Below are 25,111 nucleotides of genomic sequence, written 5' to 3' on the forward strand. Positions count from 1 at the left end.
GCAAGTTTCCCTGTCTACGTATCTACATGTCCCCTCTTTCCCTGCTAAAATAAACACATGACAAACACTATTCAACGTATCATTGATCTTGCGATTCAGATTCAACAAATCCCTGCGCCGACATTTGATGAAGGGCGGCGGGCAGAGTTTATGCGGGCATTGTTCCTGCAAGAGGGTTTACAGGATGTTTCGGTAGATGAAACAGGGAATGTGTATGGACGCTGGACAGTGGACGGTGGACGGAGGACAGAGGCAAAGCCACTGATCGTTTCAGCGCATATGGATACGGTCTTTCCGTTGGATATGGATTTGATCGTTCGGCGCGAAGAGGGGAAAGTGTTTGGGATCGGTATTGGTGATAATTCGCTTGGGGTGGCGGCATTGGTAGGGTTGTTGTGGATGTTGAGGGAGCGTGTGCTATCGCCCGGACTTTCACCCTCACCCCAGCCCTCTCCCGAAGGGAGAGGGGGACTCGTGGGCGACATTTGGTTCGTGGCAAACACTTGCGAGGAGGGACTTGGTGACTTGCGTGGGATGAAGACTGTAGTGGAACGATTCGGTTCGGATGTGTTGATGTATCTTGTCCTTGAAGGGATGGCGTTGGGACATGTGTATCACAAGGCTGTGGGTGTGAAGCGGTATCGCATCACAGCGCGGACTCAGGGTGGGCATTCGTGGTCGGACTATGGCCAGCCTTCGGCGGTGTTGGAATTGGCAAGGTTGATCGGAGAGTTATCCGCTTTGCGATTGCCGTTGAGGCCGCGCACGACGATGAATGTGGGCAGGGTTAATGGCGGGACTTCGATCAACGTCATCCCGGCCGAAGCATGGATGGAGTTGGACTTGCGTTCAGAAGGTGTAGGGGAGTTGGCGGAATTGGTCGCAGGGGTGGAAATGCTGATCGAAAGTGCGAACAGGCCCGGGGTCCGTTTTGAGGCGGAGGTGATCGGGGCACGCCCGGCCGGGGAGATGAGTCCGAGACATCCACTTGTGAAGCTGGCGCAGAAATGTCTGCGTGACCAAGGACTCGATGCGGTGTTGACTTCGGGTTCGACGGATGCGAATGTGCCGTTGAGCAAGGGGTATCCCGCTTTGGTGCTGGGTGTTTCGAACGGTGGTGGGGCGCATACGAAGAATGAGTTTATTGAGACCGAACCTGTGGGGAAGGGAATGGAGCAGTTGGTGAGGTTTGTTAGTTCAGTGGTCAGCGAATCGTAACAGGGATTGGTGTTGAGGAGTTGTGTGATGATAAAAAGTTCAGATTTGAGCAAACGCGAAAATGAAGTTGTTGAACTTTTATTGCGAGGAATGAGCAATAAACAGATTGCTCATTCGTTGGGAATTTCGGCGAGCACTGTTGAGTTCCATTTGAAAAATGTGTATGCCAAGTTTGGCGTGCATTCACGGACCGAAGTAATTTTAAAGCTGGGGAAATCCATAGGTGCGATAGAAGCCAAACCACAGGAATCCATAGTTGAAATAAAAAGCGAGGCCGACAATACTAGAGAAAACTTTTCCTTCAAGGAGCTTGAAATGCGAAAACGAATTCTCTATTACTTTTTAACTGGATTACTCTTCGGTGCTGTATATTGGGGTTACTTGAATGTGACAGCTGGTTTCTTTGGTGAGATTAACACGAACATGGAACCGGGCGCAGTCAGCGGTATGACGCTCTGGGTGTTGATGTCTGTTATGTTCCTTGTTGTTTTCGGCGTATGGTTGATCCCGACGATAGCCCGCTGTGTATGAATATCGCCGTTCAGGGAATGTGGGTAGATCGGCATTAGCTGTTGTTGTAGTATGGGTCAGTGGGGTATTTGGATATTACCTGACCTATGTTGTCTTGTTAGCTTTCTTTGGCCTCCCCAACATGGATCATCTACTGGTCTTAGGAAACCACTCATCCACATTTTGGAGTGATTGGGGTAGGATATTTAATAAACTAATCTTATATAGCTTTTTTAGATGGTCGATTGTTGGGATTGTCGTTGGTGGGGTTGCGGGGTATGTGACAAGTTTGATCTATTCATTTTGGGTGAAGAGAACGGGTGTGGTAGTGCAGATGTGATGGGCATGCGATGGGGGAAACATGCACCCATGGAAATAAAAACTTCCGAGGCCCATAAACCTCGGAAGTCTCACCAATTACCAATTACGATTTACCAATCCCCATTCATCCTTCATCATTTATTTCAATCCCACTACCTCAAACACTTCCAATGGAGCGGTCTTGCCTTTGGCGGCGACGGGTGCGATGGGTCTCACTTCAATATCATCTTTTACGCGCGCATAGGCTTCGCGGCTGATGATGATCTGGTTCTTCCCAGAATTTTCCTGCAAGCGTTTGGCCGTGTTGACGCTATCGCTGATGGCGGTGTATTCCAGTCTGCGTTCGGTACCGATCAAACCGAGGATCGCGTCGCCGTAGTGAATGCCCACACCGAAGGCTAAATGTTCTGCTTCGGGCAGTTCTTTATATAAACCTTCCACTGCATCACGCAAAGCAAGCGCGGCTTTGACGGCGCGCAAGGTATGGTCCGGTTGTGGTACCGGGGCATTGAACCACGACATGATCGCATCGCCCATGAACTTATCGATCGTGCCTTCTTGCGAAAGCACCGACTCGGCCATGGCGGCGAGATAGCGGTTCAATATCTTCACCAATTTTTCTGGTTCTTGTGATTCACTAAATGATGTAAACCCGCGCACATCTGCAAACAGCACGGTGATATCCACACGTTTGCCGCCGAGTTGTAAACCGTTCGGGTCGAGTTGGTCGATCACAGCGGGCGAAACCATGCGTTCGAAGAGTCTGCGTTGCGCTTCAAGTTTCTTTTGTTCGGTCAGATCGTCGAGCACGATAGCCACGCCCTGAGTTTTCTGCCCAGCATCTTTGAGTGGGGAGAGGTTCAAGCGCCAGTCCACGTTGCCACGCGCGGGCAGGTTCTGGCTGAACTCAAGCCCCACAATGGGCTGATCGCTGGCGCGCACCGAATCCATTTGTGATTGGATTCCGCTTGCCAACATGGGGACGATCTCTTCCAACTTTCTTCCGACGATCTCTGCGGAGGCCTGCCCTAAAATGGACGCGGCGGCTCGATTACAAAGGGTGATCTGATCCTGCACATCAGCCGTGATCACCCCTGACACAATGGACGCAAAAACATCGTCCATCAGGTTCTTGAGCTCGGTCACTTCTTCAAGAGTCCGTTTGAGGGAGGAGAACAAGCGCGCATTCTCAATGGCAACTGCGGCCTGATTTGCAAATGCGATCATTAAATCACGGTCTGCTTCAGAGAAGATGCCGGTGCGGATGCGGTTATCCGTGTAGATCACGCCGATCAGATCGGTCTTGACCATCAACGGCACACATAGGATCGAGCGCAAGTTGAAGGCAATGATGGATTCCTGCCCACCAAAGCGCGGGTCTTCGCGTGCATTCGTGGTGAGAACGGCCTCGCCTCCATTGATGACACGTTCGACAATGGTGCGGCTGATGGCGAATTCACTTTTGTTGATGGATTCTTGTTCCCAGTTGCGTGCGATACGGGTTTCCATCTCGCCCCGTTCGTTGCGGAGCATGAGGAAGCCGCGTTCAGCCTCTGTCAGGCGCACGATGGTGTCCATGACTATCTGTAGTACTTCATCGAGTTCAAGCGTGGAGTTGACGACCTGCCCGATCCCTGCGAGGGCTTGTAAGTGGCTAAAGCGTTGTTCAAACGGGATCAGTACTTCGCTGATGCGCGAGAGAGAATTCTCAAGTTCTTTAATCCCCTCGATGGCTGGACCTGCCTGTTTGGCATCCAATGAGGCGCGCAATTTCCCAGCGTTTTGAGTTGCTGAAACAAGTTGGTCGTTGATCGAGATAGGTTTTGATTTGGATGTGGCCATTGTCTGTCCTTTGCCCTTTCATGGCTCATCCATGGAAAGGACAACTTATGGAGTCTCGGTGGGGTTGCCTTCAATCAAATAACGGATTCGTTCGGAGATGACCTGAACACGGATGTTGAAGGCGGCGCGCCGCGCGCGAATGACATCTGCCTGTCTGGAAGTATAAAGGGATGTTTGATGTTCGTCCAGAAGAGTATTGATCTCATTTTCGGCTTTTGGTAGAAGCTTCACCAGTCCGTTTGCACGCTCGATGGGGGTAGCATACACCGGCATGGGGTTTTGTAAGAGTCTCAAGCCGAAGTTCACGCTGTCGAATGCTTTTTCGATCGGAGAAATCTTTATCCACTGTTCCCAATTGACGATCCATGCGGGGGTTCGCATACCATTCCGTTCGTAGGCGTTTCGTAACAGCGTTGGAATGCGTGTGGGCAAGTTATATCGTCGCCCGAGGAAAACCGTCAGCGTGGCGAATATGATGAATAACGGAATCAGATACAGGCTGGGAGAGACGCGGGGTTTTACTTCTGGGATAACAACTTGTTCTTGTGGCTTCGGCGCTTCAGGAAGCGGCAGGTCGTTTCCCAATCCAGAAGGGGTGAGCGCCAAGGGGTCGAGATTGTTCTCTTCTTCCACGGGGCGATCCAATTCAGGTTGGTTGCCAGTGGGCTCGAACTCCACCCAGCCAATGCCGGGGAAGTACGCCTGTGGCCAGGCGTGCGCATTCAATTTGCGAACCGTGTATTGATTTGTTTCAGGTGAATATTCTCCCTGTGAAAACCCAACTGTCATGCGGGCCGGGATGCCGATGGAGCGAAGCATCATTGTCTCTGCTGTGGCGTAGTAGACACAATATCCTTTTTTATATTCAAAGATCAACCATTCGAGCGAGTCGGTATTCTCAGGGGCTTTTTCAACTGAGTCGCTGTATTCGATTTGGGTTCGTAAGTATTGTGTGATGGCTGTTGCTTTATCATAGGGAGTCTGTGCATCTTTGGTGATCTCTAATGCGAGTCGATGCACAGGGCTTGAAAAATTCTCGGGGATTTGCAAATATCTATCAGTGACCCATGCGGGGTAATTGGTTCCCGCGCTTTTTAATCTGTTCACGCCGGGGTTGCTGATCGCGGACTCGACTTGATAACTTTCTCCAGCTTCCAGTATTGGCGAGGCAAACCAGGCAGAGACATCCTCACCATCTTTTGTGCCCAATAATTGAATTGAACTGGCGCGGCTGACCCACACGGGTTGGGTGGGGGCGTACAACAACGAAAGTGGATTCTCACCGGCAAAGAACGTAAATCGGAAACGTGGTTGTCCGTTTGTGTTTAACACTGCCAACGAATCAGCAGAGGGAGTAAATTTATCCTGGGTTGTATTGGTGGCGCTCCATTGTCCGTTTTCGTAGTGGTCATAAATACGTCCCTGCCAATAGAAACGCGGAGGGTTTTCTTCATCGGGTATTTCAGGTGGTTGGACATTGAACACGATGACATCAGATAATGAGAAACCTGTTCCAAGCGATAACTCAGAACCGAAGAGGTCAACCCGTCGTCCGTTTCTGGTGGCTTGGATCGCGTCGAAGGCATTCTCGATGTTGTGTGTAAATTCTCTCCAAGGTTTCGTCATTCGATTCCATCGTTCCACAGCGGCGTTCAAGCTGGATGCCGATGGGGGAATGGTCCACGAAACCAGAATGATCAGGCCTGTCACTGCCAGCATCATACTTGTCAGATCCACGCGGCTATCGGGTGGAAGGAACACTCGCCGTGCCTGCCATGATACAAGATGTTGCAGGTGATTCAGCCTTCCTAATAAAAGCAGTGCAACAAATGTAAAGAGCGCCATTGACCAAAGTCGACTCAAAACAGCGTTGTCATAATATTGGATAAATAATAATCCGATGGTGGATGGCAACACTGCACCAAGATAATCCTGCTTGCGGATGAGTGCATATCCGGCCCATGTGCTGATTCCCCAAAAAGCAATCAACATGATCGTTACAAAAAAGATCGGGTCCTCTACAGGCTTTTGGGTGAAAAAGTTTCCGAGCGAAGCCATTAACCTTCCGCCCACGCTCATAAATTGTTCTTCGAGTGAAGCCTGTTGATCTATGACTCTTGTCAATTGCAGGGGAAGCAACGCCAGCATATATAAAAAGGTCAGCCAGCGTATAACCCGCGTTTCAAAACGACTATATCCCACTGCACAACCGATGAAACAGCCCATGAATGTGATCGTTCTGATTAAATACAAAAAGGGTGTCCAGTTTGTGGCGATCAATCTTGAGGAAACGATCTGCACAAGGATGAACAGCATCAGAACTGCGGGCCAATCCCACCAGCGTGGTTTTTGCATGCAGAAAGTGTACATCAAACGATAAGCCTATATCAAATACTTTGGAGGGGTTTTGTTGTCGGATGAAAATCCGCATCAGGCCGGACCTGAACCTGCTTCGCCCAAATGGGCCAAATCCAGCCTGGAGTTTGGTCGATTTTTATCGGGCAGAAGCAGATTGCCGTTTAAAAAAAGATACGAACCTTTCAGGGTTGTTATTCCGTATCAAAAAAAGAACGAAATCCAACATATAGGCACGCGCTCTGTTATAATCCCAAATCTAGCGCTATTTTTTGGAGCCTGTTTTTTTAATGACACTTGAACGCGGCACACTATTACATAAGCGATACCGTATTGTTGAGATCCTAGGTCAGGGTGGTATGGGGTCTGTTTATCGTGCGGTGGATGAAAACCTGGGCGTGGATGTGGCGGTGAAGGAGAACCTCTTCACAACCGACGAGTATGCACGCCAGTTCCGCCTCGAAGCCGTTATCCTCGCCAACCTTCGTCATCCCAATCTACCTCGTGTGACCGATCATTTTGTGATCGGCGATCAGGGACAGTATCTTGTGATGGACTATATAGAAGGTGAGGACTTGCGTCAGCGTATGGAGCGCATGGGCAACATCACAGAAGATGAAGCGGTCCTATTGGGTGCGGCCATTTGTGATGCACTCAGTTACCTCCACACGCGCAAGCCCCCGATCCTGCATCGTGATATCAAGCCGGGCAACGTCAAGATCACTTCTGAGGGACATATCTTCCTCGTGGACTTTGGTCTTGCCAAAGTGTTGCATGGAAGTCAGGCGACCACCACCGGTGCACGCGCCATGACTCCCGGATATTCACCTCCCGAACAATATGGCACAGCCCGCACAGATCCACGTACTGATATTTATTCATTAGGTGCTACCTTGTACGCATCGCTGACCGGTATCATCCCTGAGGATGGTCTGGCACGCGCGATGGACAATACACAACTAACACCATTACGCAAACGTAACGGAAAAATTTCACGTCGTCTGTCCGCGTCTATTGAAAAAGCAATGGGCATTGACCCTGCCGACCGTTTCCAAAATGCGGATGAATTCAAGCGCGCGTTGCTTGGTTCCAAATCCAAGACCCAACGGTTGCCGGGTGAATACGTCATCGAGCCGCCTCCCGCTGAAGAAGGTGCGGCAGAACGAGAAAGTTCCATTGAACGGGAAGTACGCTCTGCTTCAGAAAAAAGCGGAACATCTTCGCCTGAACTGAAGGAATTCAAACCCCCCAAGAGACGCAAGAAGAAGCGCTTGCTTCCCAGTATTTTGATTGGTCTTCTTTTGATCGCGGCCGCACTGGTTGGTGTTGTTCGCTTTATACCCGGTGTCGCCAGCATGGTCCCTGTGCCGTTGCTTTCCATGTTGGGTGTTTCCAATCCCACCAAAGCGGTTCCCACGCAAACAGAATCATTGATCGCGCCGCTGAACCCAACACAAACAACCGAAGCAATGGCGGACGTCACTGCAACGCCTACAGTGGCTCCCACAGCGACTGTAATTCCTACAAAGACATTACCTCCTGTCTTGGAAGTAACCGCCACACCCGATAATGCGCCGGTTGCCGCACCCACTTCACAAGGTGGTGGTAGTCAGATCGCATTTGCCTCTGCGCGTAACGGTGCCCCTCAAATCTATTTGAGTAATTTGGATGGCACTGGCCTGACACTTCTCACAAACATTGTAGACGGTGCCTGCCAGCCATCGTGGTCTCCCGATGGTGCACAACTTGTCTTCATCTCGCCATGTTTGACTCGTGGCGATGTCGCTGAAAATGCTTATAAAGACTCGAGCCTCTATTTGATCAACGCAGACGGTTCCGGTCAAAAACCATTGACCGTTGTCCCCGGATCCGATTTTGATCCGGATTGGTCACCTGATGGCCGCCGTATTGCGTTCACATCCCTGCGTGATGGCAAGAAAGATATTTATATTCTCACCCTTGAAAGTGGAGCGATCAATCGCATCACATCTGTCAGCGGTGATGTGCAAGAGAACAGTCAACCCTCATGGTCTCCTTTTGGGAACCAGATCGTTTATACAGTGAAGAGGGTGGGCGCTTATCAGATCTGGGCTATGAGCGACACGGGTCAGGGCAATGTGCAAATCGCCCGTAGCGGTCAACAGTTCTTGGATTACCTTCCCGTGTGGACTCCTGATGGCTCTACGGTATTGTTCAGCCAAAGGGATTCTGGCGGAGTTTCACGCCCGTGGTTGATGACCATCAAATATGAGGATCGTGCCACGAAAGATCCCATACGCGTTGACCTTCCGCGCCCGATCGAAGATGTCCAATTTTCACCGGATGGTTTATGGATCGCCTTCGAAGGCATGGACAATGACGGTAACCGCGACATCTACTTTATGACAGCCAGTGGTGGAAGCCGAACCCGCCTTACCAACGACCCCGCAGTAGACTTTGACCCGGCTTGGCGTCCCACCAATCCATAGATTTGGAATGCAGTAGCTCGTGTGCCCATCAGGGTATGCTACTGCAATAAATACGGAACATAATGCCCGTCACTTACAAGAGTGACGGGCATTTTCTTACACTCCTCTTATTGACTTCCCTTTTTGACTCGTTTATCATTATTCCAAGATGGATAGCACTCTCGAATTGAGAGTGCTAATTGTGTGAATACAATGCCAGAATTAACAGACCGTCAACGAACTCTCTTGTTACTCATCATACGAGATTACATTGACACCGCTCAGCCCATCGGTTCAAAGCGGCTTCTGGAACATTATCAACTTAATCTTTCATCGGCCACCATCCGCAATGAGATGGCGGCATTGACAGAAATGGGTTACTTGCGCCAGCCTCACACTTCGGCGGGACGTGTTCCCACAGAAGATGGTTATCGTTACTTTGTCAGTCAGATGATGTATCAAGCCGAATTGCCACAGGCGATTCAGCGCACGATCTCACATCAATTCCATCAATCGGGCTCCGATGTTGAACAGTGGATGACCCTCGCGGCATCCATTCTTGCGCATCAATCGCAGGGTGTATCTGTCATCACGGCGCCGCATGCAGAACAAGTACGTTTCAAACACATTGAGTTGATCTCCACACAAGGACGCCAGATTCTTATGATCCTTGTGTTGGTTGGAGGGGAGGTCAACCAGCAGATACTGACGTTGGCCGAACCTGTTCTACAGGAGCGACTCAGCCAGACTGCCTCGCGTCTTAACGCCCTTTTGGCTGGCTCCACCGTGGACGCCATTTCCGCCCTCCCGGCCCGTTCTGACGCACTCGATCAGGATATTTTGACGTTGATCGTTCAAGATATGCGCCGCAATGTGGATCGTATCTCTGGTGATATTTTCACCGATGGTTTGACCAATGTTCTGTCTGAGCCTGAATTTGCAGAATCGGATGAAGGCCGTCGCGCGTTGAAGATCTTTGGTGAACGTTCCACGTTGAAAGACTTGCTTGATCGAACAGCTACAAACAGCAATGTCGGTGGGCTTCAAGTATTGATCGGCGGCGAAGGTGGATGGGAAGAACTCCGTCAGTGTTCGATGGTGATTGCACGGTATGGTGTGCCCGGCATGGCAACAGGGACTCTCGGTGTTTTGGGCCCCATGCGTATGTCGTATGCAAAGACAATTCCCACGGTACGATACGTGGCTGGTTTATTAAGTGATCTAGTGAATGACTCCATTTCTGGTGAATGATCTTTAGCGCACTCTTATAAGACGATCAGCAAGTTGGCTGAATCATAAAATATCAAATACAGTGAGAGACAGGAAGTATGACTGAGAAGAAGCATAAGCACAAAGAAGAAATTGACGAGACTCAGGCTGAGGCGGTGACAATGCCCGAAGTCAGTGAGCAGGCTTCGGCTGAGGTGGAAGCGTTGAAAAAACAGCTCGAAGAGTCAGATGCAAAGTTGTCTGAATTTAAAGATAGCTGGCTGAGGTCTCAGGCTGAATTCCAAAACTATAAGAAGCGTATTGAGCGCGATAACGAGTTGAATAAGTTTTCGATGAAAGGCGACATCATCAAAAAGTTGTTACCTGTTCTCGATGACTTGGAGCGTGCTTTGCAAAACCGCCCTGCGGATGATTTGTGGGCGAGCGGTGTTGAATTGATCGCGCGCAAGTTCCAAAACGTGTTGGACGGCGAAGGCATAAAACGGATCGAGGCGGTAGGCGCAGAATTCGATCCGAACTTCCACGAGGCGATCTCGAATGAACCCAGCGAAGAGGTGGAAAGCGGACATGTGATCGCTGTGGTACAAAATGGATATATGCTCGGTGAACGAGTGATACGACCAGCCCTGGTGAGGGTGGCGCAATAACGTTCAAACGTTTCAACGTTCGAACATGTAAACGTTAAAAGGAGAAATTATTCATGGCAAAAATCATTGGCATTGACCTTGGTACGACAAACTCTGTCGCGGCAGTAATGCAGGGTGGCGAACCGATTGTGATCCCCTCTGCAGAAGGCGAACGCCTTGTTCCTTCTGTGGTGGCGATGAATAAGAATGGCGAGCGTTTGGTTGGGCGTGTGGCGCGCAATCAGGCGATCACCAATCCGCAGAATACGATCTTTTCAGTGAAGCGTTTTATGGGACGCAAGTCCGATGACGCCGAAGTGGAGCGCACAAGGAAACGCGTGCCGTATGCTGTGAAAAGCGCGGACAATGGTGATGTGCGTGTGGAATTGGGCGGCAAGGATTATTCCGCGCCCGAGGTTTCAGCGATGATCCTCGCGAAGATCAAGGCAGATGCTGAAGCCTATCTTGGTGAGACCATCACGCAGGCGGTTATCACTGTCCCTGCGTATTTCAACGATGCACAACGCAACGCCACAAAAGACGCGGGTAAGATCGCAGGTTTAGAAGTTCTGCGCATCATCAACGAACCGACCGCTTCCTCGCTTGCCTACGGCCTCGATAAGAAAAAAAACGAAACGATCATTGTCTATGATCTCGGTGGCGGTACGTTCGATGTCTCTGTTTTGGAAGTGGGCGATGGTGTGTTCCAGGTCAAATCCACGAGTGGCGATACCTTCCTCGGTGGCGATGACTTCGACCTGCGCGTCATGGATCATTTGATCGAGCAGTTCAAGAAAGATAACGGCATTGACCTTCATAACGACCGTCAGGCATTACAACGTTTGAAGGAAGCCTCCGAAAAGGCAAAGATCGAACTTTCGACCACAATGCAGACGGAGATCAACCTTCCGTATTTGACTGCAGATGCCAGCGGACCGAAACACTTGGTGATGACTCTCAGCCGCGCCAAGTTTGAACAGTTGACAGCGGATCTTGTCGACCGAACGATTGCTCCCGTTAAACAAGCTTTAGCCGACGCTGAATTAAATGCAGGCGACATTCACGAGGTAGTTTTGGTGGGCGGTATGACCCGTATGCCAGCCATCCAAGACCGCGTCCGTGCTTTCTTTGGTAAGGAGCCTCACAAAGGCGTGAACCCCGATGAAGTGGTTGCCATTGGTGCAGCAATCCAGGCAGGTGTGCTTGGCGGCGAAGTGAAGGACATTCTGCTTCTCGACGTGACGCCTCTTTCACTGTCCATTGAAACATTGGGCGGTGTAGCAACTCCACAGATCGAACGCAATACCACCATCCCGACTCGCAAGAGTCAGGTATTTTCCACCGCAAGTGACAGTCAGACTCAGGTTGAGATCCACATCCTGCAAGGGGAACGCCCGATGGCGGCAGATAACAAGTCGTTGGGACGATTTATCCTTGATGGAATTCCACCTGCGCCACGTGGTGTACCGCAGATCGAAGTCACATTCGATGTGGATGCGAACGGTATTTTGAAAGTCAGCGCGCAGGATAAGGCGACAGGACGTTCACAGCACATTACGATTACAGCTTCCTCTGGTCTCTCAGACTCAGAAGTGGAAAAGATGCGTAAGGATGCTGAAGCCCATGCCGAAGATGACAGGAAGCGCAAGGAATTGATCGAAGCACGCAACAATGCCGATAACACAGTGTATGCTGGCGAAAAGGCGTTGCGTGAGTTCGGTGACAAGGTCCCTGCGGAAGTGAAGACAGAGATCGAAGCGAAATCGAATGAAGTGAAGAAAGCCGCAGAGGGTGAGGATGTAGCCGCGATCAGAGCCGCCACAGATGTATTGGGGCAGGCCATTCAAAAGATTGGTGCCAGCGTCTATGAGCAGAATCCCCCTACGGGGACTGGGCCAACTGCGGGGGCGGGCGAAGCGAGTTCTTCATCCACTACTAATGATGGGCCTGAAGTTGTAGACGGAGAAGTGAAGGAGTAATTTAGAGAATAGAGAATGGAGAGTATTACTAGTCTCTGTTCTCTATTGATCTATTCTTTATGAGCGGCGATTACTACGAGACCCTTGGTGTTGGGCGGAATGCGAACGATGATGAGATCAAAGCCGCATTCCGTAAACTTGCGCGTCAGTATCACCCTGACGTGAGCAAGGAGGAAGGCGCCGAGGAGAAATTCAAAGAGATCAACGAAGCCTACGGCGTGCTTTCGGATAAAGACAAACGCGCTCGCTATGACCGCTTTGGTAAAGAGGGTCTTGGCAACATGGGTGGCGGTGGGTTCCACGACTACACCGCGGACTTTGGCGATATCTTCGAAGAACTATTTGGCCAGTTCGGTTTTTCAACGGGACGAGGTTCTTCTCGCCGTTCTCCACGTCGCGGACGTGACTTGCAGATGCAGGTCAATTTGACGTTTGAAGAGGCAGTCTTCGGTGTTGAGAAAGAGATCGAGTTCCAACGCGAAGAGACTTGTTCACGCTGTAATGGAAATGGTGCTGAACCTGGCACGACGCCGGTACGTTGCTCCACTTGTAATGGACAGGGTGAAGTGCGTCAGGTCCGTCAAACATTTTTGGGTCAGATGGTGCAATCGTCCCCGTGCCCGACTTGTAACGGACGTGGCGAGACAATTTCATCTCCGTGCAAGACCTGTCGCGGTGGCGGTTTGGAACGCAAGACGATCAATAAGAAAGTACAGATCCCTGCTGGCGTGGACCGTGGTACGCAGATCCGTTTGGCAGGGGAGGGCGGACCCGGTACGTTGGGCGGCCCGAACGGAAGCCTGTTCCTTGTGTTGGATGTCAAGCCGCATCAGTTCTTCAAACGCCGTGAGAATGACATTATTTTGAATCTCGATATCAACATCGCACAGGCGGCTCTTGGCGCTGAAGTGGATGTGCCGACGATCGATGGGGATGATAAATTGAAGATTCCCTCTGGCACGCAATCTGGAAAAGTCTTTCATTTGAAGGGCAAGGGTGTGCCACATGTACGAAGCAAACATCGCGGTGACCAACTGGTGATCGTCAATGTGGCCATCCCGACAAAACTCACCAAGGAACAACGCGAGTTGTTTGAGAAACTGGCTGAGTCGTTGGGGACATCAGTCAAGCCACAGGAAAAAGGATTCATCGATTGGTTGAATGACGCGTTTGGTGGATGATCTTTGCTAGATAATCTCTAGAAGTTAATGGGCAGACAAAGGTCTGCCTATTTTGATTAAAAGATGCAAGCTAAGTTACTTTTTAGGTCTTATTTCAGTTTTTTCAAAAAAATGATTTTTTGGCCAAACCAGTAATGCCAATTCTGCCGCGTGTTGCAATTCATCAGGTGTAACACCAGGTTGTTTGAGAGCCCATTCCCGCCAACGTGGAACTGCGAATGACCACCATAACCATCCCGACATGAATCCAGTAAAAAAGGTTATTATCATTAATATTGGATTGTCGAAGGTGAAACTAATAACTCCTCCAAGAATCCATACCCCTGCCATGATAAATGGAATGGGCATATTTACTCTTTTTTGCCCTTCTGCAATCGCCAATTGGATCTCATTGGAAAACCTTGCTAGTGGAATATGTTGATTTTGTTTAAGTTGAATATCTACTTGAGTTTGAAATGAATGACCACAATGTTCGCAGATAATATTTTTGTGGGAATTGATTTTTCTTCTAGGTAATAACAGATAAATAATTAACAATATTGGCCAGCCTAAAATACCCACCGTAAAGACAATAGTCAATAAACTGTTTTTTTTCATTTGCCCCCAGAAGGTATGTTCAAAAACAAATTTATCTGAGCTTTGAGTAAGTAATTTTACACTTGCAAACCCACAACCGATCCATATCCAAACTGCTAGTTCGCTAAATTTTTCCATTCGTTTTCCTAAACTAAATTTTATTATAGCATTTGGTAAATAAATTTCATTTGACGATGTAAACTTCTTATGATATAAGGTGAATATATGAGCAATTATTCATATATTAATCATGATACTCAAAGACTCAACCTCCACACACCTTGCTGACCTATTCTCTGCTCTCAGTGACCCAACGCGCTTGCGCATCATTTCTGTTTTGCTGGATGGAGAAATGAATGTGGGTGATATTGCAGCGCAACTCGAAATGACCGAGTCCGCTGTTTCGCATCAATTGCGTGGATTGCGCCAGATGAAACTTGTGCGTGGTCGCAAGAATGGACGTCAGGTTTTCTATGCATTGGACGATGACCATGTAGCAAAGCTCTACCGTATGGGTCTCGATCATGTGGAGCACGGATAATATTTTGGGACACGGATCTAACGGATTCTACGGAGTATTCCGTAAAAATACGGAAAGCAACCGTGGTTTCTGTGCAATCCGTGTCCAAAGAATGAAAGGTCTTTTGAAATAAAGCCACTGGAATTTATGACACACCCACACACCCATTCTCATCTGCGCGAAGCCGCGCACCAATCCACAAAACGATTATCTGTTTCGCTGTTTCTCACGCTTGCCTTTGTATTCATCGAAGCCGCGGCGGGGATATTCTCGAACAGCCTCGCCCTGCTCACCGACGCCGCTCACAACCTGACCGATGTCATCGCGCTTGGGTTAAGTTGGTTCGCCATTCGTATCACCACCCGTCCCGCTAACGAACGCAAGACCTACGGCTATCATCGCGTGGGTATCCTTGTGGCACTTGTGAACTCCACCACGTTGGTTCTCATCTCGCTTGGGATTTTTTACGAGGCCTATCATCGTTTTATCAACCCGCCAGAAGTGCAATCGGGCATCCTCATTGGGGTTGGCCTCATTGCTGTCATTGTCAACATTGTCACAGCCAAACTTGTCCATCAGGGTAGTGACTCCGACCTCAACCTTCGTTCTGCGTTTGTTCACCTCATGGGCGATGTTCTCTCCACTATTGGTGCGGTCATTGCGGGCATAATCATCTATTTCACGAAAGCCAATTGGCTTGATCCATTTATCAGTGTGCTGATCGGTTTTATGATCCTCTACAATGCCTGGGGTATTTTGCGCGACGCGATCGATATCTTGCTCGAGGCCAAGCCGCGCGATATTGATGCAACAAAACTCGTCGACGACCTATTGCAGGTCAAAGGTGTGCTTGGGGTTCACGATCTGCATGTCTGGAGTCTCACACAGAGTCTCCGCACCATGTCCGCGCATATTCTCACGCATGATTCATCCATCAGCGAAGGTGCGAACATTCAACGTGAGGTCAATCACATTCTTCAGCATCATTACAACATTGCGCATGCCACCCTTCAACTCGAATGTGTAGATTGTCTTCCCGACTCGTTGTATTGTGACTTATGTGGTCCATCGCATTTGGATGAAGAGCACGCTTCCATCCAAGCCGCCGCCTGATTCCACCTAAAAGACCTCATCGATGCCTTCACTTTTGTCTGTTCTATTCGTTGCACTCGGTGGAGCATTTGGCTCTGTCTCCCGGTATCTGCTCGGCACATGGATCCAATCCCTCAGCAAAAGCATAGATTTCCCTTACGGCACATTGACCGTCAACCTCACCGGATGTTTCGTCATTGGGCTTCTATCCCAACTCGCTGAATCGCGCGGGGCGTTTACACCTGAATCAAGGGCACTTGTCTTTATCGGAGTCCTTGGCGGATTCACAACCTTTTCCTCCTTTGGCAACGACACGATCAACCTCCTGCGTGACGGTAAAGCTGTCAACGCTTTGGCAAATGTCGGTGCGAATGTTATAGTGGGTTTGCTTCTCGTCTGGCTCGGGCGTTCCGTCGCTTTTTGGATTTGGAAATAGAGTTCGGAATCAGGGGGCTCGCTCCTATATCCCCAGCAATAAACCAAATTGTGCCTTACGAAGCCTGTAATCTATGGGGGCATCACTTATGAGATAATTGCCCCCTCATGCTAAAAATCATACTATTGAAAATCTGGCGGGTCTTTCCCTTGTGGATGCAGGCTTTAGCGTCTCGAATCATACGCCCCTTGTTTCAAGTATTTGCCGTTGCTGTGATCTTTGACCAAAATAAAAAGGTATTGCTGGTCAAAACCACCTATAATCGATTCCATCCTTGGGGTTTGCCGGGTGGTAGCTTGGAATATGGTGAAACAGCAGAAGAAGCTCTCATTCGTGAAATGCATGAGGAAACGAACTTGCAAGTTGCAATCGAACGCTTTCTCTTCGTCAAAACATGGAGGCCCGACCGCGTAGGCTTGTATTATCTTTGCAGGGTCACTGAAGGCGAATTCCACCCAAGCGATGAAGTCTCTGAGCTTGATTATTTTTCCCTCGATAGCCTGCCCGATGTCCGTTCGCAGGATGTTGATTTGATAAAGCAAATATACAAATTGATGGTGTGAGAATATGCTTGACGATAAATTTCTTCTTGAATTTGCAAATGGTTTTTATGGGTATGGAAATTATCAAGCGTCTTGCTGGTTTTTGGGCATGGAAGAAGGTGGCGGTAATTCGGTTGATGAAATCAATCGCCGCCTTTTCACTTGGAAAGCGCGTGGTGGCATGGAATTGGAAGACATGGCTGAGTACCATGTCGCGATAGGTATTCCTGCATATTTTGGAAAGAAGCCAAAGATACAGAACACATGGGGTAAGCAAATTCGATTTTTATTTGGTACACGTAATCAGCCCGTAAGCACAGATACCGTCCGTGAGTATCAGCGGACCTCATGGGGCAGAAAGAATGACGATAGTTGTATATTTGAGCTTTTTCCCTTGCCTTCGCCGGGTACAAGTGTTTGGATCTATGGTCAAGAGTCTGCTCTTGAGATATTGAAAGATCGTGAAACCTACCGCAATACTTTTTTTCCCAACAGGGCCAGTCATATTCGGCGTAATATTGAGAAATTTCAGCCAAAGATCATTTGTGCTTTTGGCATCACATATCTGAATTATTGGGAAGCGCTCATTGATGGCAAGTTTCATGAAAATGAGAAAGAGAAATATTTTTACAGTAACATTGGCGAAACTAAATTTGTGGTTTTACAACATCCTGCGGCTATTGGTGTAACGAGCGAATATTTTTATAATCTCGGACGAATGATTGCAGGTAATCCATTTTGAAAATATAAGGTGAATTATGAATTGGCTTGAAGTTTCAATGACTGTAGACGGCGAACTCGCCGAATCTGTAGCGGATGTGTTCGCTCGTTTTGCGCCCAACGGTGTGATGACCGAGCAGGGTGTGAAATATAACGATGCGGAAGATGCAGGCACGCCAACAGGGCCGATCACCGTCCGTGGATATTTGGAGGTGAACGATCAACTTGAAGAGACAAGGCAACAGCTCGAAGAGTCTCTTTTCTATTTGGGGATGATCCGTCCGTTGCCTGCCGCGACTTACAAACAGATCGCGGATCAAAACTGGATGGAAGCCTGGAAACAATACTACAAGCCGATCCTCATCGGACAGCGTCTCCTCATCCTGCCCGCGTGGATGGATTCTCCAGCACCGGAACGTGTTGCCATCAAGATCGACCCCGGCATGGCGTTTGGCACAGGGACTCATCCCACGACGCAGCTATGTCTCGAACTTATGGAATTGTCTTTTGATCAATCTTCGATTGGAAATCGTAAATCGGAAATCGTGATTGATGTAGGCTGCGGTTCTGGCATTCTCTCCATCGCCGCGCTTAAACTTGGAGCAACGAAAGCCTTGGGCGTGGATATCGATGCTGAATCCATTACCAACTCGCGTGAGAACGCGGATACGAACGAGGTGGGCGATGAGTTGACCTTGGGATTGGGTTCGGTGCAGGAGATTCTCGATGGGAAGTTCGAGTTCAAGAAGGCGCCACTGGTTGTGGCGAATATCCTTGCGCCGGTCATCGTGCGCCTGTTTGATGCGGGTCTCGCAGACTTGATCGAGGAAAATGGTTCGATCATTTTAAGTGGGATACTGTTCGAGCAGGAACAAAATGTCATTGAGGCAGGGCAGGCTAAAGGTCTAAAAATGAACGAGCGACGTCAAATGGGAGATTGGGTCGCGTTGACGATGAGTCGCTGAGCCTCGATTAAATCCCCCGTATGTCCGATTGTCTCATTGAAGGAGGCGGTTAAAATGTTGCCTTATTTCAAAAAAGGAGATGAGGATGAAAAGTAATTTTAAGATCGTTATGGCAATTGCAGGTCTCGCATTGGCGGCGTTGGCATGTCAGGCTGTGACAGGTGCACCGGGAGATACCAATACAAATGATGTTGTGCCTGTGGGTACAGATGCCCCGGATGTGGAGCCTGCTCAAACAGAAGAGCCTGTTAGCAATGCTGATGCTTTGCTGGAAGATGATTTTTCCATGGGCAGTGACAATTGGGGCACAGGTACAGACGCAAGCAGCGCGGTTGAATATGTGGATGATGCTTTGAACTTCCAGGTATTTGAAAAGAATTACATTGTTTGGTCTTACCCCAACGAAGAAGAATACAAAGATATTCACATGGAAGTTACCGTAATCAATAACGGCACGGACTCCACCACGGCGTTTGGGTTCTTTTGCGATAAGCAATATCCCATTGATGATTCGAGATATTACTTTGCTGTGACGCCTTTGGGACAGTATGCCATTGCCAAAGCCGCATTGGCGCAGACCGATCTTTTCTTGACCAATGATGATCAATGGGGACATTCGGATTTGATTGCTCAAGATGCGGATTCTTATCGCTTGGGTGCTGATTGCGGAAACGGTAAATTGACTCTGTATGTGGATGGACAGGAAGTTGACTCGGTGGAAGATTCAACCTATACCTCTGGCAGTATCTCACTCTTTGTGTGGAGTGGAGAAGAAGCCACCACCACGAATGTATCTTTTGATGATTTTGTGCTGACGCAATTGCCGTAACATATTGAGTTGTTGAGAAAAATCCTGTGGTCGCAAAGATCACAGGATTTTTAATTTCAATCAGAGACAATCTGTGCTATGATTCGGCGCACATGGACCGCCGCAAACTCATCCTTTACCTGCTTTTGAATGTAGCCGTTTCTGCCTGTGTGATCGGGGGCATTCTGTTTTGGTATGACCGTAATTATCGTTCGACAAGTGTTTCGGCTATTCAGCCTGTGGTGCCTGCGAACGGTCAAAGCAGTGGACCTTCAGCGCCAGCGTTCGACCCGAATGTGGATATTCCCGTGGAGATCGTGAGCATCGTAGGCGCAGGGACTCTGGACGCGGAGTGGGTGATCGTGCGTAATGCAGGGAAGGAATCGTTGAGCCTTGCAAGCTGGCAGTTGAAAGATGCCAATCGACACGTGTTCACCTTCCCGAACCTGACGCTCAATGGTAATGGCGCAGTACAGATCCATACCGTTGCAGGGACGAATACCGTGATTGACTTATACTGGGGTCAGACCGAACCCGTCTGGCAATCGGGCGAGGAAGCGCAGTTGCTCGACCCAAGTGGAAATGTCCGTGCAGTGTATACGGTGCCGTAAATATGATTGGTAGGGGCGGGGTTATCCCGCCCCTATAACCTATAAATATAAAATGATAAGCATTCTTGAAATTTGTGGATTCAATGATACAGGGCGGGGAGACCCCGCCCTACATAAAATAAAATGACTCAAGCTTTATATAGAAAATACCGACCAAAAGAATGGGACGAGGTGATGGGGCAAAGCCACATCGTGACCACGTTGATGAACGCGATCAAGGCAGATCGTGTCGGTCATGCGTACTTGTTTGCGGGTCCGCGCGGGACGGGCAAGACTACACTTGCACGCCTTTTGGCGAAAGCGGTCAACTGCACGAATCCTGATCCCACTAAGCGACCTTGTAACGAATGTGGCCATTGTAAGGCTGTCAACGAAAATCGCTTCATGGATCTCTTCGAGATTGATGCGGCATCCAATACATCCGTTGACGATGTCCGTGATTTGCGCGACAAGATCAACTTCTCGCCTTCGCAGGGCAAATACAAGATCTACATCATTGACGAAGTCCACATGCTTTCGACAGCGGCGTTCAATGCGTTGCTCAAGACGCTCGAAGAACCGCCTCCACATGCCATCTTTGTTTTAGCAACAACTGAAATTCATAAAATCCCCGCAACCGTTCTCTCGCGTTGTCAGCGTCATGAGTTTCGACGTGTGCCAGTGGGGGAGATCGTCACTAATCTCAAAATGATCGTCAAAGCCGAGAACCTTCAGGCGGATGATGATGCGCTGATTCAAATCGCGCGTCAATCTGCAGGTGGCATGCGCGATGCGATCTCGTTGCTCGATCAACTCTCGTCCACGGGCGATAAGATCACGCTCACTCTCGCGCAAACCGTGCTCGGCACTGCCACCAGTCAAACCGTGCTCGATACCCTCACGTCCATTATGGATCACGATCCCGCGCATGGGCTTGAGACCATCCACAAGGCGCTCGATGCGGGCGCCGATCCGCGTTCGCTGGCGCGTCAGATCGTTGAGTATTTGCGCGGTCTCATGCTCATTCAAATGGGCAATGCGAATCAGGTCGAAGCCACGGCGGATGTCAAGAAACAGATGCAGGCGCACGCCAAGTCCTTTTCGACGAGCGATGTCTTGCGCATGATGAAAGCCTTCAACAATGCAGCTGTGGATTTGCGTGGCGGCTGGCAGCCATCTTTGAGTCTGGAACTTGCTTTAGCGGAAGTGCTCGACGCTCCAGCCGAGTCTGCTCAAATCGCCACGCCGAGTCAACCAAGCCGAAGCCTATGTCAGCTCCCAGAACGGAGACTCAGCCTCAACCTTCCGCGCAGAGCGGAGCCGAAGGCGCAGTCGAAGCGCATGCACCTGAAAAAAATATTGTTAGTGCAGGTGACATCATCAAGGCGTGGAAGCATATGTCATCCGCTTTGCCAAAAGCGCAGGCAAATCTTTCGGCGTTGATGAACTCGGTCAAGATGATCGACGTGCAGGGCAAGACGTTGATTTTGGGTTTGGCGAGCGACGTGCTGGTTTCAAAGATCGATAAGCCCGATCAGATCGAAGCGATCCAAAAGTTGATCAAGGACGAGTTTGGCGCGGACGTGAGCGTGCGTTGTGTGGTGACGAATGCGAAAGGCAAGATTCCCGCGAACGTGGCGCAGGACGGCATGGTCGCAACCGCCATCCAACACGGTGGCGAGATCGTGGATATGCAGGATTGATTAGTACACCAGTAGATGTTCACTATAGGTTAGAAAGTGAGAAGTAAATGGCAAATGGTGAATGCCCCAAATGTAAAAGTGTTTCTGTATATGCAATTGAATCTTTGTTCCAACAACGGAGTCTCTTTTTTGGACTTTTTGGATCTCCAGCAATAATTACATATCTTGTTTGTACAAAATGTGGCTATTTTGAGTCTTATATTTTTGATAAGAAATCCCTTGCTGAGATTGAACACAAGGGCATGTATGTTAAACCTATATAGGTAAAATAATCTTGATCAGAGTTGAAGTCAAGGTGGATACTTTTTGAAGTTACTATCATATAGAAATTGAGGTGTTTTATGGCTAAAGGATTCAACAAAGGTCCGCAAATGGGGCAGGGTGGCATGATGCAGCAACTGCAACGCATGCAGAAACAAATGGAAGAAGCACAGGCAAAACTTGCTGTGGAAACTGTCACTGCTACGGCGGGTGGCGGCGCGATCAAAGTCGTGATGACAGGCGACCAGAAATGTCAGTCCGTTGAAATCTCTCCTGATTTCATCAAAGACGCGGACGCCGAAATGTTGCAAGACTTGGTCTTGTCCGCAGTGAATATGGCACTCGACCAGTCGCGTGAACTTCAAGAGAAGTTGATGGGTCCGCTGGCGGGCGGGCTTCCTTTCTAACGTTCACACGTTTCAACGTTATAACGATATGTTATTACCCGAATCCATTCAATCCCTTATCAATGCCCTTGAACGACTTCCAGGCATCGGTCCCAAGTCCGCTTCGCGGCTGGCGTTCTATCTTTTGCGCGCTACAGACGACGTCTCGGAAGATCTGGCCCTTGCTTTGGCGCATCTCAAGAAGAACACGGCCTTTTGTCAGGAATGTTTCAACATCACCGAAGCGGGGCGCGAGCGCTGTGAAGTATGCGAGTCCACGCGGCGGGATGGAAGTGTTATTTGCGTTGTCGAAGAAGCATTGGATGTCCTTGCCTTGGAGCGCACTGGCGGTTATCAGGGAAAGTATCATGTCTTGCAGGGAGTCTTATCTCCTATTGAAGGCATTGGCCCCGATGATTTGAAGATCAAGCAGTTGATCGTGCGTGTTGCGAATGGGGGAGTGAAAGAAGTCATCCTTGCAACCAATCCCAGCATGGAAGGGGATGCGACCGCGTTATATCTCCAAAACCAATTAAAGCAATTCGGCGTACATGTTACACGTCTTGCAAGAGGTTTGCCAATGGGTGGCGATCTGGAATATGCCGATCAAAACACATTGCTGAGAGCGTTATCTGGTAGACAGGATATGTAGGCAACGGTGGATATTTGGTTCACTTGTTTGTCGAAAGTGAACCAAATTCATTTTTGACGAAACTTCCTACTATAGAATGCCAATCGGTCAGCTCATTTGATATAGAGAAATTGTCTTGTTGTTAATCTTAATGGGGTTAACTTGTCACAAGTAAATTTCATTACATTTCCCTGAATTTATAGAAACAGCAAACTTTATTGAAACAAGGTTCAAGTATGCAGAATCTCAAGCCCATTGTAAAAAATGTTAGTCATCAAGTCACAATATTTGTTTCTAGGTTCAGTCTTTATTTCGATGTTCCGATCATACGGCTAGGAGTCTTTCTTCTTCTCTTGGGATATATAGTTAATAAGTCTTTTCTCAATATTCATAGCCATATACGTACATTTGAAGGATTTTTGATCGTAATGATTGGTTTGGCCCTGATCCTTCGAGCGCGAGATCTATGGGGAAATCTGGCTGGTTTCGTAATTATCCTGGTCTTGGTTTTAGCCCCCATGTATTGGCGCATGCAGGGTTTTGATAGAGATGGTTTCTCTCTTCTCGGTGTTTTCCCAAGTTCCGATGCCAATGGATATTTTACGGGTGCCATAAAAGTGTTGTATGGAGAAGACATTCCGCCCTTTGCCGCCCGTCGTCCACTTTTTATTACCTACTTATCCACTATCTTGTTTTTGACCAGACAAGACTTGGTTCTGTCCTTGGTTGTACTTGCGGTCATTGTTGCAATTTCTCTTTTCTTGCTGGTTTCGGAAGTAAAAAATAATTTTGGTGTTTTGCCTGCGGCTTTGGTAGCAGCGATCATGATTTATTGTTATTCTGGAAGGTACACAGGGAAGTTTCTCACAGAGCAGTTGGGCATCCCACTTGGCATGCTTTCCCTGTCCATTTTTCTTCGGGCACTTCGACAAAACAGCTTTAGGCATGCGATTTGGGGCGTATTTGTTCTGGCCATTGCATTAAATGCTCGTGCTGGAGCAATGTTTGTATTGCCCATGTTGATTCTCTGGGGGAGTACTTGGGCATGGAAAGGCAAACTCTCCTTTAGTAAATTCTTCATGCTTAGCGGTGCTGTTGTACTGGGCTTTCTGATCAATTATTGGATATTCAAGTCAATAGCAGGCCCGGGTAGCATCCCGTTTGCGAATTTTGGTGAAACACTATATGGCATCGCTACTGGTTACCGAGGCTGGAGAGTATGGTATCAGGATTACCCCGGGGTCCCATTGGCGAAGGCGTTTGGGATTTCGCTTGAGATAATAAAGAATTCCCCCGGGCTTTTTCTGATGGGTATGTTCCGAGCGTATCAAGAGTTTCTCAAGCCACAATACTTTTTCTCGTTTCTATATTTGCCATCAGATCAATCAGTACTACCATCCTATTTTCTGTTAATTGTCACCATAATTGGAATCTGGCGTCTGATAAAAAACATCCACTTAAGATACTCTCGATTGGCGCTGTTTGTACTTGCAGGGATTCTGTTGTCCGTTCCGTTTGCGCCTCCATCCGATGATGCGGTTCGTGCCATGACCGCGACGACTTCATTCCTCGCATTGATTGCGGGCAGTGCATTTATAAGGTTTAAAAACGAGCAAGAAATAGAACATCAGGAACAAGCCTTGCAATCTGGCTTGGGCGCGACAGTTTATTTTTCAGGGCTACTTGTATTTCTAACAATTGCAACATGGATTGTTTTCAAGGGCATATTGCCAGTCCCTGAATCGACGAAATTAACCTGTAACCCGAATGAACAACTGGCAACAATGGTCGTTAAACCGCGATCTTATATTAATGTCGTCGCAAATGAGCGCCAAAGCAAATCTTTCCTGCCAAATATTCGTAAAGCTGACTTGAAAAAGAACCTTTCAAATTTTGATGACAGCGGTATTTGGGCTTTGCTAAGAAAAATAGAACCGGGACAGACCTTGTTACTTGACCTTAACCATGCCGATGAAGATTCCGATTCCGGTCTTGTCTGGCTAGTTGTTCCGACGGATTCTGTTCAAACCTTTAATGGGCCTAACTCTTTTTGTGCTAGACAGGTAAATAAGGAACCTATGGCGAATGGGGATTTTCTTGTCGCTACGGGCGTAGAAAATGTTTTCAACCTTCCTTGACCATGCATCTATAAACTGAGATTTGTAATCAAAA

General features: G+C 48.6%; 24 protein-coding genes. 21 read left to right on the forward strand and 3 right to left on the reverse strand.

Annotated features, from left to right (window positions below):
- The first annotated feature begins 57 nt into the window (after positions 1–57).
- Genes IPP66_10240 through IPP66_10250 form a run of 3 tightly spaced genes read left to right on the forward strand, consistent with a single transcriptional unit; the run spans position 58 to position 2,068 of the window.
- Positions 58–1,218 carry a M20/M25/M40 family metallo-hydrolase gene (locus tag IPP66_10240; protein ID MBK9925659.1) on the forward strand — a complete coding sequence of 387 codons (1,161 nt, stop codon included), beginning with the start codon at positions 58–60 and terminating at the stop codon, positions 1,216–1,218.
- 27 nt (positions 1,219–1,245) lie between these two features.
- Positions 1,246–1,749, forward strand: coding sequence for a helix-turn-helix transcriptional regulator (locus tag IPP66_10245; protein MBK9925660.1), 504 nt, complete (start codon positions 1,246–1,248; stop codon positions 1,747–1,749).
- A complete protein-coding gene (locus IPP66_10250; protein MBK9925661.1) occupies positions 1,742–2,068 on the forward strand; it encodes a hypothetical protein in 327 nt (108 codons plus the stop codon). The genes IPP66_10245 and IPP66_10250 overlap by 8 nt, the downstream gene beginning before the upstream one ends.
- A 119-nt stretch (positions 2,069–2,187) precedes the next feature.
- Here the strand turns inward: IPP66_10250 and IPP66_10255 are convergent, their stop codons facing one another.
- Both IPP66_10255 and IPP66_10260 read right to left on the reverse strand, forming a co-directional pair.
- Positions 2,188–3,891: a GAF domain-containing protein gene (locus IPP66_10255; protein ID MBK9925662.1), complete on the reverse strand. Its 1,704-nt coding sequence runs from the start codon at positions 3,889–3,891 to the stop codon at positions 2,188–2,190.
- Positions 3,892–3,936: 45 nt separating this feature from the next.
- Entirely contained in the window at positions 3,937–6,246 is a 2,310-nt protein-coding gene (locus IPP66_10260) for a transglutaminase domain-containing protein (GenBank protein MBK9925663.1), read from the reverse strand.
- Positions 6,247–6,536: 290 nt separating this feature from the next.
- On the opposite strand from IPP66_10260, the gene IPP66_10265 reads away from it, so the two are divergent.
- From IPP66_10265 to dnaJ, 5 genes are all read left to right on the forward strand, one after another.
- Positions 6,537–8,714: a serine/threonine-protein kinase gene (locus tag IPP66_10265; protein ID MBK9925664.1), complete on the forward strand. Its 2,178-nt coding sequence runs from the start codon at positions 6,537–6,539 to the stop codon at positions 8,712–8,714.
- Between the two features lie 192 nt (positions 8,715–8,906).
- Positions 8,907–9,944: a heat-inducible transcription repressor HrcA gene (gene hrcA, locus IPP66_10270; GenBank protein ID MBK9925665.1), complete on the forward strand. Its 1,038-nt coding sequence runs from the start codon at positions 8,907–8,909 to the stop codon at positions 9,942–9,944.
- A 77-nt stretch (positions 9,945–10,021) separates the two neighbouring features.
- Positions 10,022–10,570 carry a nucleotide exchange factor GrpE gene (gene grpE, locus IPP66_10275; protein MBK9925666.1) on the forward strand — a complete coding sequence of 183 codons (549 nt, stop codon included), beginning with the start codon at positions 10,022–10,024 and terminating at the stop codon, positions 10,568–10,570.
- 53 nt (positions 10,571–10,623) lie between these two features.
- Positions 10,624–12,528 (forward strand): molecular chaperone DnaK, encoded by a 1,905-nt coding sequence (gene dnaK / locus IPP66_10280; protein ID MBK9925667.1) that lies wholly within the window; start codon positions 10,624–10,626, stop codon positions 12,526–12,528.
- A 59-nt stretch (positions 12,529–12,587) separates the two neighbouring features.
- Positions 12,588–13,709, forward strand: coding sequence for a molecular chaperone DnaJ (dnaJ, locus tag IPP66_10285; GenBank protein MBK9925668.1), 1,122 nt, complete (start codon positions 12,588–12,590; stop codon positions 13,707–13,709).
- 75 nt (positions 13,710–13,784) lie between these two features.
- Here dnaJ and IPP66_10290 read toward each other — a convergent pair whose 3' ends face one another.
- A complete protein-coding gene (locus IPP66_10290) occupies positions 13,785–14,423 on the reverse strand; it encodes a hypothetical protein (GenBank protein MBK9925669.1) in 639 nt (212 codons plus the stop codon).
- A 112-nt stretch (positions 14,424–14,535) separates the two neighbouring features.
- On the opposite strand from IPP66_10290, the gene IPP66_10295 reads away from it, so the two are divergent.
- The 13 genes from IPP66_10295 to IPP66_10355 all read left to right on the forward strand — a co-directional run bounded on the left by IPP66_10295 (position 14,536) and on the right by IPP66_10355 (position 25,077).
- Entirely contained in the window at positions 14,536–14,826 is a 291-nt protein-coding gene (locus tag IPP66_10295; protein ID MBK9925670.1) for a winged helix-turn-helix transcriptional regulator, read from the forward strand.
- Positions 14,827–14,952: 126 nt separating this feature from the next.
- The gene (locus tag IPP66_10300; GenBank protein MBK9925671.1) at positions 14,953–15,918 is read left to right on the forward strand and encodes a cation transporter; all 966 of its coding nucleotides are present in this window, start codon (positions 14,953–14,955) and stop codon (positions 15,916–15,918) included.
- 22 nt (positions 15,919–15,940) lie between these two features.
- Positions 15,941–16,333, forward strand: a complete 393-nt coding sequence (gene crcB, locus IPP66_10305; GenBank protein MBK9925672.1) for a fluoride efflux transporter CrcB — start codon at positions 15,941–15,943, stop codon at positions 16,331–16,333.
- A 107-nt stretch (positions 16,334–16,440) separates the two neighbouring features.
- Positions 16,441–16,896, forward strand: coding sequence for an NUDIX domain-containing protein (locus IPP66_10310; protein ID MBK9925673.1), 456 nt, complete (start codon positions 16,441–16,443; stop codon positions 16,894–16,896).
- Between the two features lie 4 nt (positions 16,897–16,900).
- The gene (locus IPP66_10315) at positions 16,901–17,617 is read left to right on the forward strand and encodes a hypothetical protein (GenBank protein MBK9925674.1); all 717 of its coding nucleotides are present in this window, start codon (positions 16,901–16,903) and stop codon (positions 17,615–17,617) included.
- A 16-nt stretch (positions 17,618–17,633) separates the two neighbouring features.
- The gene (gene prmA, locus IPP66_10320; protein MBK9925675.1) at positions 17,634–18,560 is read left to right on the forward strand and encodes a 50S ribosomal protein L11 methyltransferase; all 927 of its coding nucleotides are present in this window, start codon (positions 17,634–17,636) and stop codon (positions 18,558–18,560) included.
- 85 nt (positions 18,561–18,645) lie between these two features.
- A complete protein-coding gene (locus tag IPP66_10325; protein ID MBK9925676.1) occupies positions 18,646–19,389 on the forward strand; it encodes a hypothetical protein in 744 nt (247 codons plus the stop codon).
- A gap of 92 nt (positions 19,390–19,481) precedes the next feature.
- A complete protein-coding gene (locus tag IPP66_10330; GenBank protein MBK9925677.1) occupies positions 19,482–19,979 on the forward strand; it encodes a lamin tail domain-containing protein in 498 nt (165 codons plus the stop codon).
- Between the two features lie 123 nt (positions 19,980–20,102).
- Positions 20,103–21,401 carry a DNA polymerase III subunit gamma/tau gene (gene dnaX / locus IPP66_10335; protein MBK9925678.1) on the forward strand — a complete coding sequence of 433 codons (1,299 nt, stop codon included), beginning with the start codon at positions 20,103–20,105 and terminating at the stop codon, positions 21,399–21,401.
- Complete coding sequence (locus tag IPP66_10340; GenBank protein MBK9925679.1) at positions 21,356–21,661, forward strand: hypothetical protein; 306 nt, start codon at positions 21,356–21,358, stop codon at positions 21,659–21,661. The genes dnaX and IPP66_10340 overlap by 46 nt, the downstream gene beginning before the upstream one ends.
- 341 nt (positions 21,662–22,002) lie before the next feature.
- Positions 22,003–22,329 (forward strand): YbaB/EbfC family nucleoid-associated protein, encoded by a 327-nt coding sequence (locus IPP66_10345; GenBank protein ID MBK9925680.1) that lies wholly within the window; start codon positions 22,003–22,005, stop codon positions 22,327–22,329.
- Positions 22,330–22,357: 28 nt separating this feature from the next.
- Positions 22,358–22,960: a recombination protein RecR gene (gene recR, locus IPP66_10350; GenBank protein MBK9925681.1), complete on the forward strand. Its 603-nt coding sequence runs from the start codon at positions 22,358–22,360 to the stop codon at positions 22,958–22,960.
- Positions 22,961–23,175: 215 nt separating this feature from the next.
- Positions 23,176–25,077 (forward strand): hypothetical protein, encoded by a 1,902-nt coding sequence (locus tag IPP66_10355; GenBank protein MBK9925682.1) that lies wholly within the window; start codon positions 23,176–23,178, stop codon positions 25,075–25,077.
- Positions 25,078–25,111 lie beyond the last annotated feature (34 nt).

Origin of the sequence: Candidatus Defluviilinea proxima, from assembly GCA_016721115.1 — a bacterium.
In the GTDB taxonomy this organism is placed as follows: Bacteria; Chloroflexota; Anaerolineae; order Anaerolineales; family Villigracilaceae; genus Defluviilinea; species Defluviilinea proxima.

Excerpts from the sequence above, each read along its gene's own strand:
- IPP66_10240 (MBK9925659.1), top strand. The coding sequence starts at position 58 with ATGACAAACACTATTCAACGTATCATTGATCTTGCGATTCAGATTCAA.
- IPP66_10245 (MBK9925660.1), top strand. The coding sequence starts at position 1,246 with ATGATAAAAAGTTCAGATTTGAGCAAACGCGAAAATGAAGTTGTTGAA.
- IPP66_10255 (MBK9925662.1), bottom strand. The coding sequence starts at position 3,891 with ATGGCCACATCCAAATCAAAACCTATCTCGATCAACGACCAACTTGTT.
- IPP66_10260 (MBK9925663.1), bottom strand. The coding sequence starts at position 6,246 with ATGCAAAAACCACGCTGGTGGGATTGGCCCGCAGTTCTGATGCTGTTC.
- IPP66_10265 (MBK9925664.1), top strand. The coding sequence starts at position 6,537 with ATGACACTTGAACGCGGCACACTATTACATAAGCGATACCGTATTGTT.
- hrcA (MBK9925665.1), top strand. The coding sequence starts at position 8,907 with ATGCCAGAATTAACAGACCGTCAACGAACTCTCTTGTTACTCATCATA.
- grpE (MBK9925666.1), top strand. The coding sequence starts at position 10,022 with ATGACTGAGAAGAAGCATAAGCACAAAGAAGAAATTGACGAGACTCAG.
- dnaK (MBK9925667.1), top strand. The coding sequence starts at position 10,624 with ATGGCAAAAATCATTGGCATTGACCTTGGTACGACAAACTCTGTCGCG.
- dnaJ (MBK9925668.1), top strand. The coding sequence starts at position 12,588 with ATGAGCGGCGATTACTACGAGACCCTTGGTGTTGGGCGGAATGCGAAC.
- IPP66_10290 (MBK9925669.1), bottom strand. The coding sequence starts at position 14,423 with ATGGAAAAATTTAGCGAACTAGCAGTTTGGATATGGATCGGTTGTGGG.
- IPP66_10295 (MBK9925670.1), top strand. The coding sequence starts at position 14,536 with ATGATACTCAAAGACTCAACCTCCACACACCTTGCTGACCTATTCTCT.
- IPP66_10300 (MBK9925671.1), top strand. The coding sequence starts at position 14,953 with ATGACACACCCACACACCCATTCTCATCTGCGCGAAGCCGCGCACCAA.
- crcB (MBK9925672.1), top strand. The coding sequence starts at position 15,941 with ATGCCTTCACTTTTGTCTGTTCTATTCGTTGCACTCGGTGGAGCATTT.
- IPP66_10310 (MBK9925673.1), top strand. The coding sequence starts at position 16,441 with ATGCTAAAAATCATACTATTGAAAATCTGGCGGGTCTTTCCCTTGTGG.
- IPP66_10315 (MBK9925674.1), top strand. The coding sequence starts at position 16,901 with ATGCTTGACGATAAATTTCTTCTTGAATTTGCAAATGGTTTTTATGGG.
- prmA (MBK9925675.1), top strand. The coding sequence starts at position 17,634 with ATGAATTGGCTTGAAGTTTCAATGACTGTAGACGGCGAACTCGCCGAA.
- IPP66_10325 (MBK9925676.1), top strand. The coding sequence starts at position 18,646 with ATGAAAAGTAATTTTAAGATCGTTATGGCAATTGCAGGTCTCGCATTG.
- IPP66_10330 (MBK9925677.1), top strand. The coding sequence starts at position 19,482 with ATGGACCGCCGCAAACTCATCCTTTACCTGCTTTTGAATGTAGCCGTT.
- dnaX (MBK9925678.1), top strand. The coding sequence starts at position 20,103 with ATGACTCAAGCTTTATATAGAAAATACCGACCAAAAGAATGGGACGAG.
- IPP66_10340 (MBK9925679.1), top strand. The coding sequence starts at position 21,356 with ATGTCATCCGCTTTGCCAAAAGCGCAGGCAAATCTTTCGGCGTTGATG.
- IPP66_10345 (MBK9925680.1), top strand. The coding sequence starts at position 22,003 with ATGGCTAAAGGATTCAACAAAGGTCCGCAAATGGGGCAGGGTGGCATG.
- recR (MBK9925681.1), top strand. The coding sequence starts at position 22,358 with ATGTTATTACCCGAATCCATTCAATCCCTTATCAATGCCCTTGAACGA.
- IPP66_10355 (MBK9925682.1), top strand. The coding sequence starts at position 23,176 with ATGCAGAATCTCAAGCCCATTGTAAAAAATGTTAGTCATCAAGTCACA.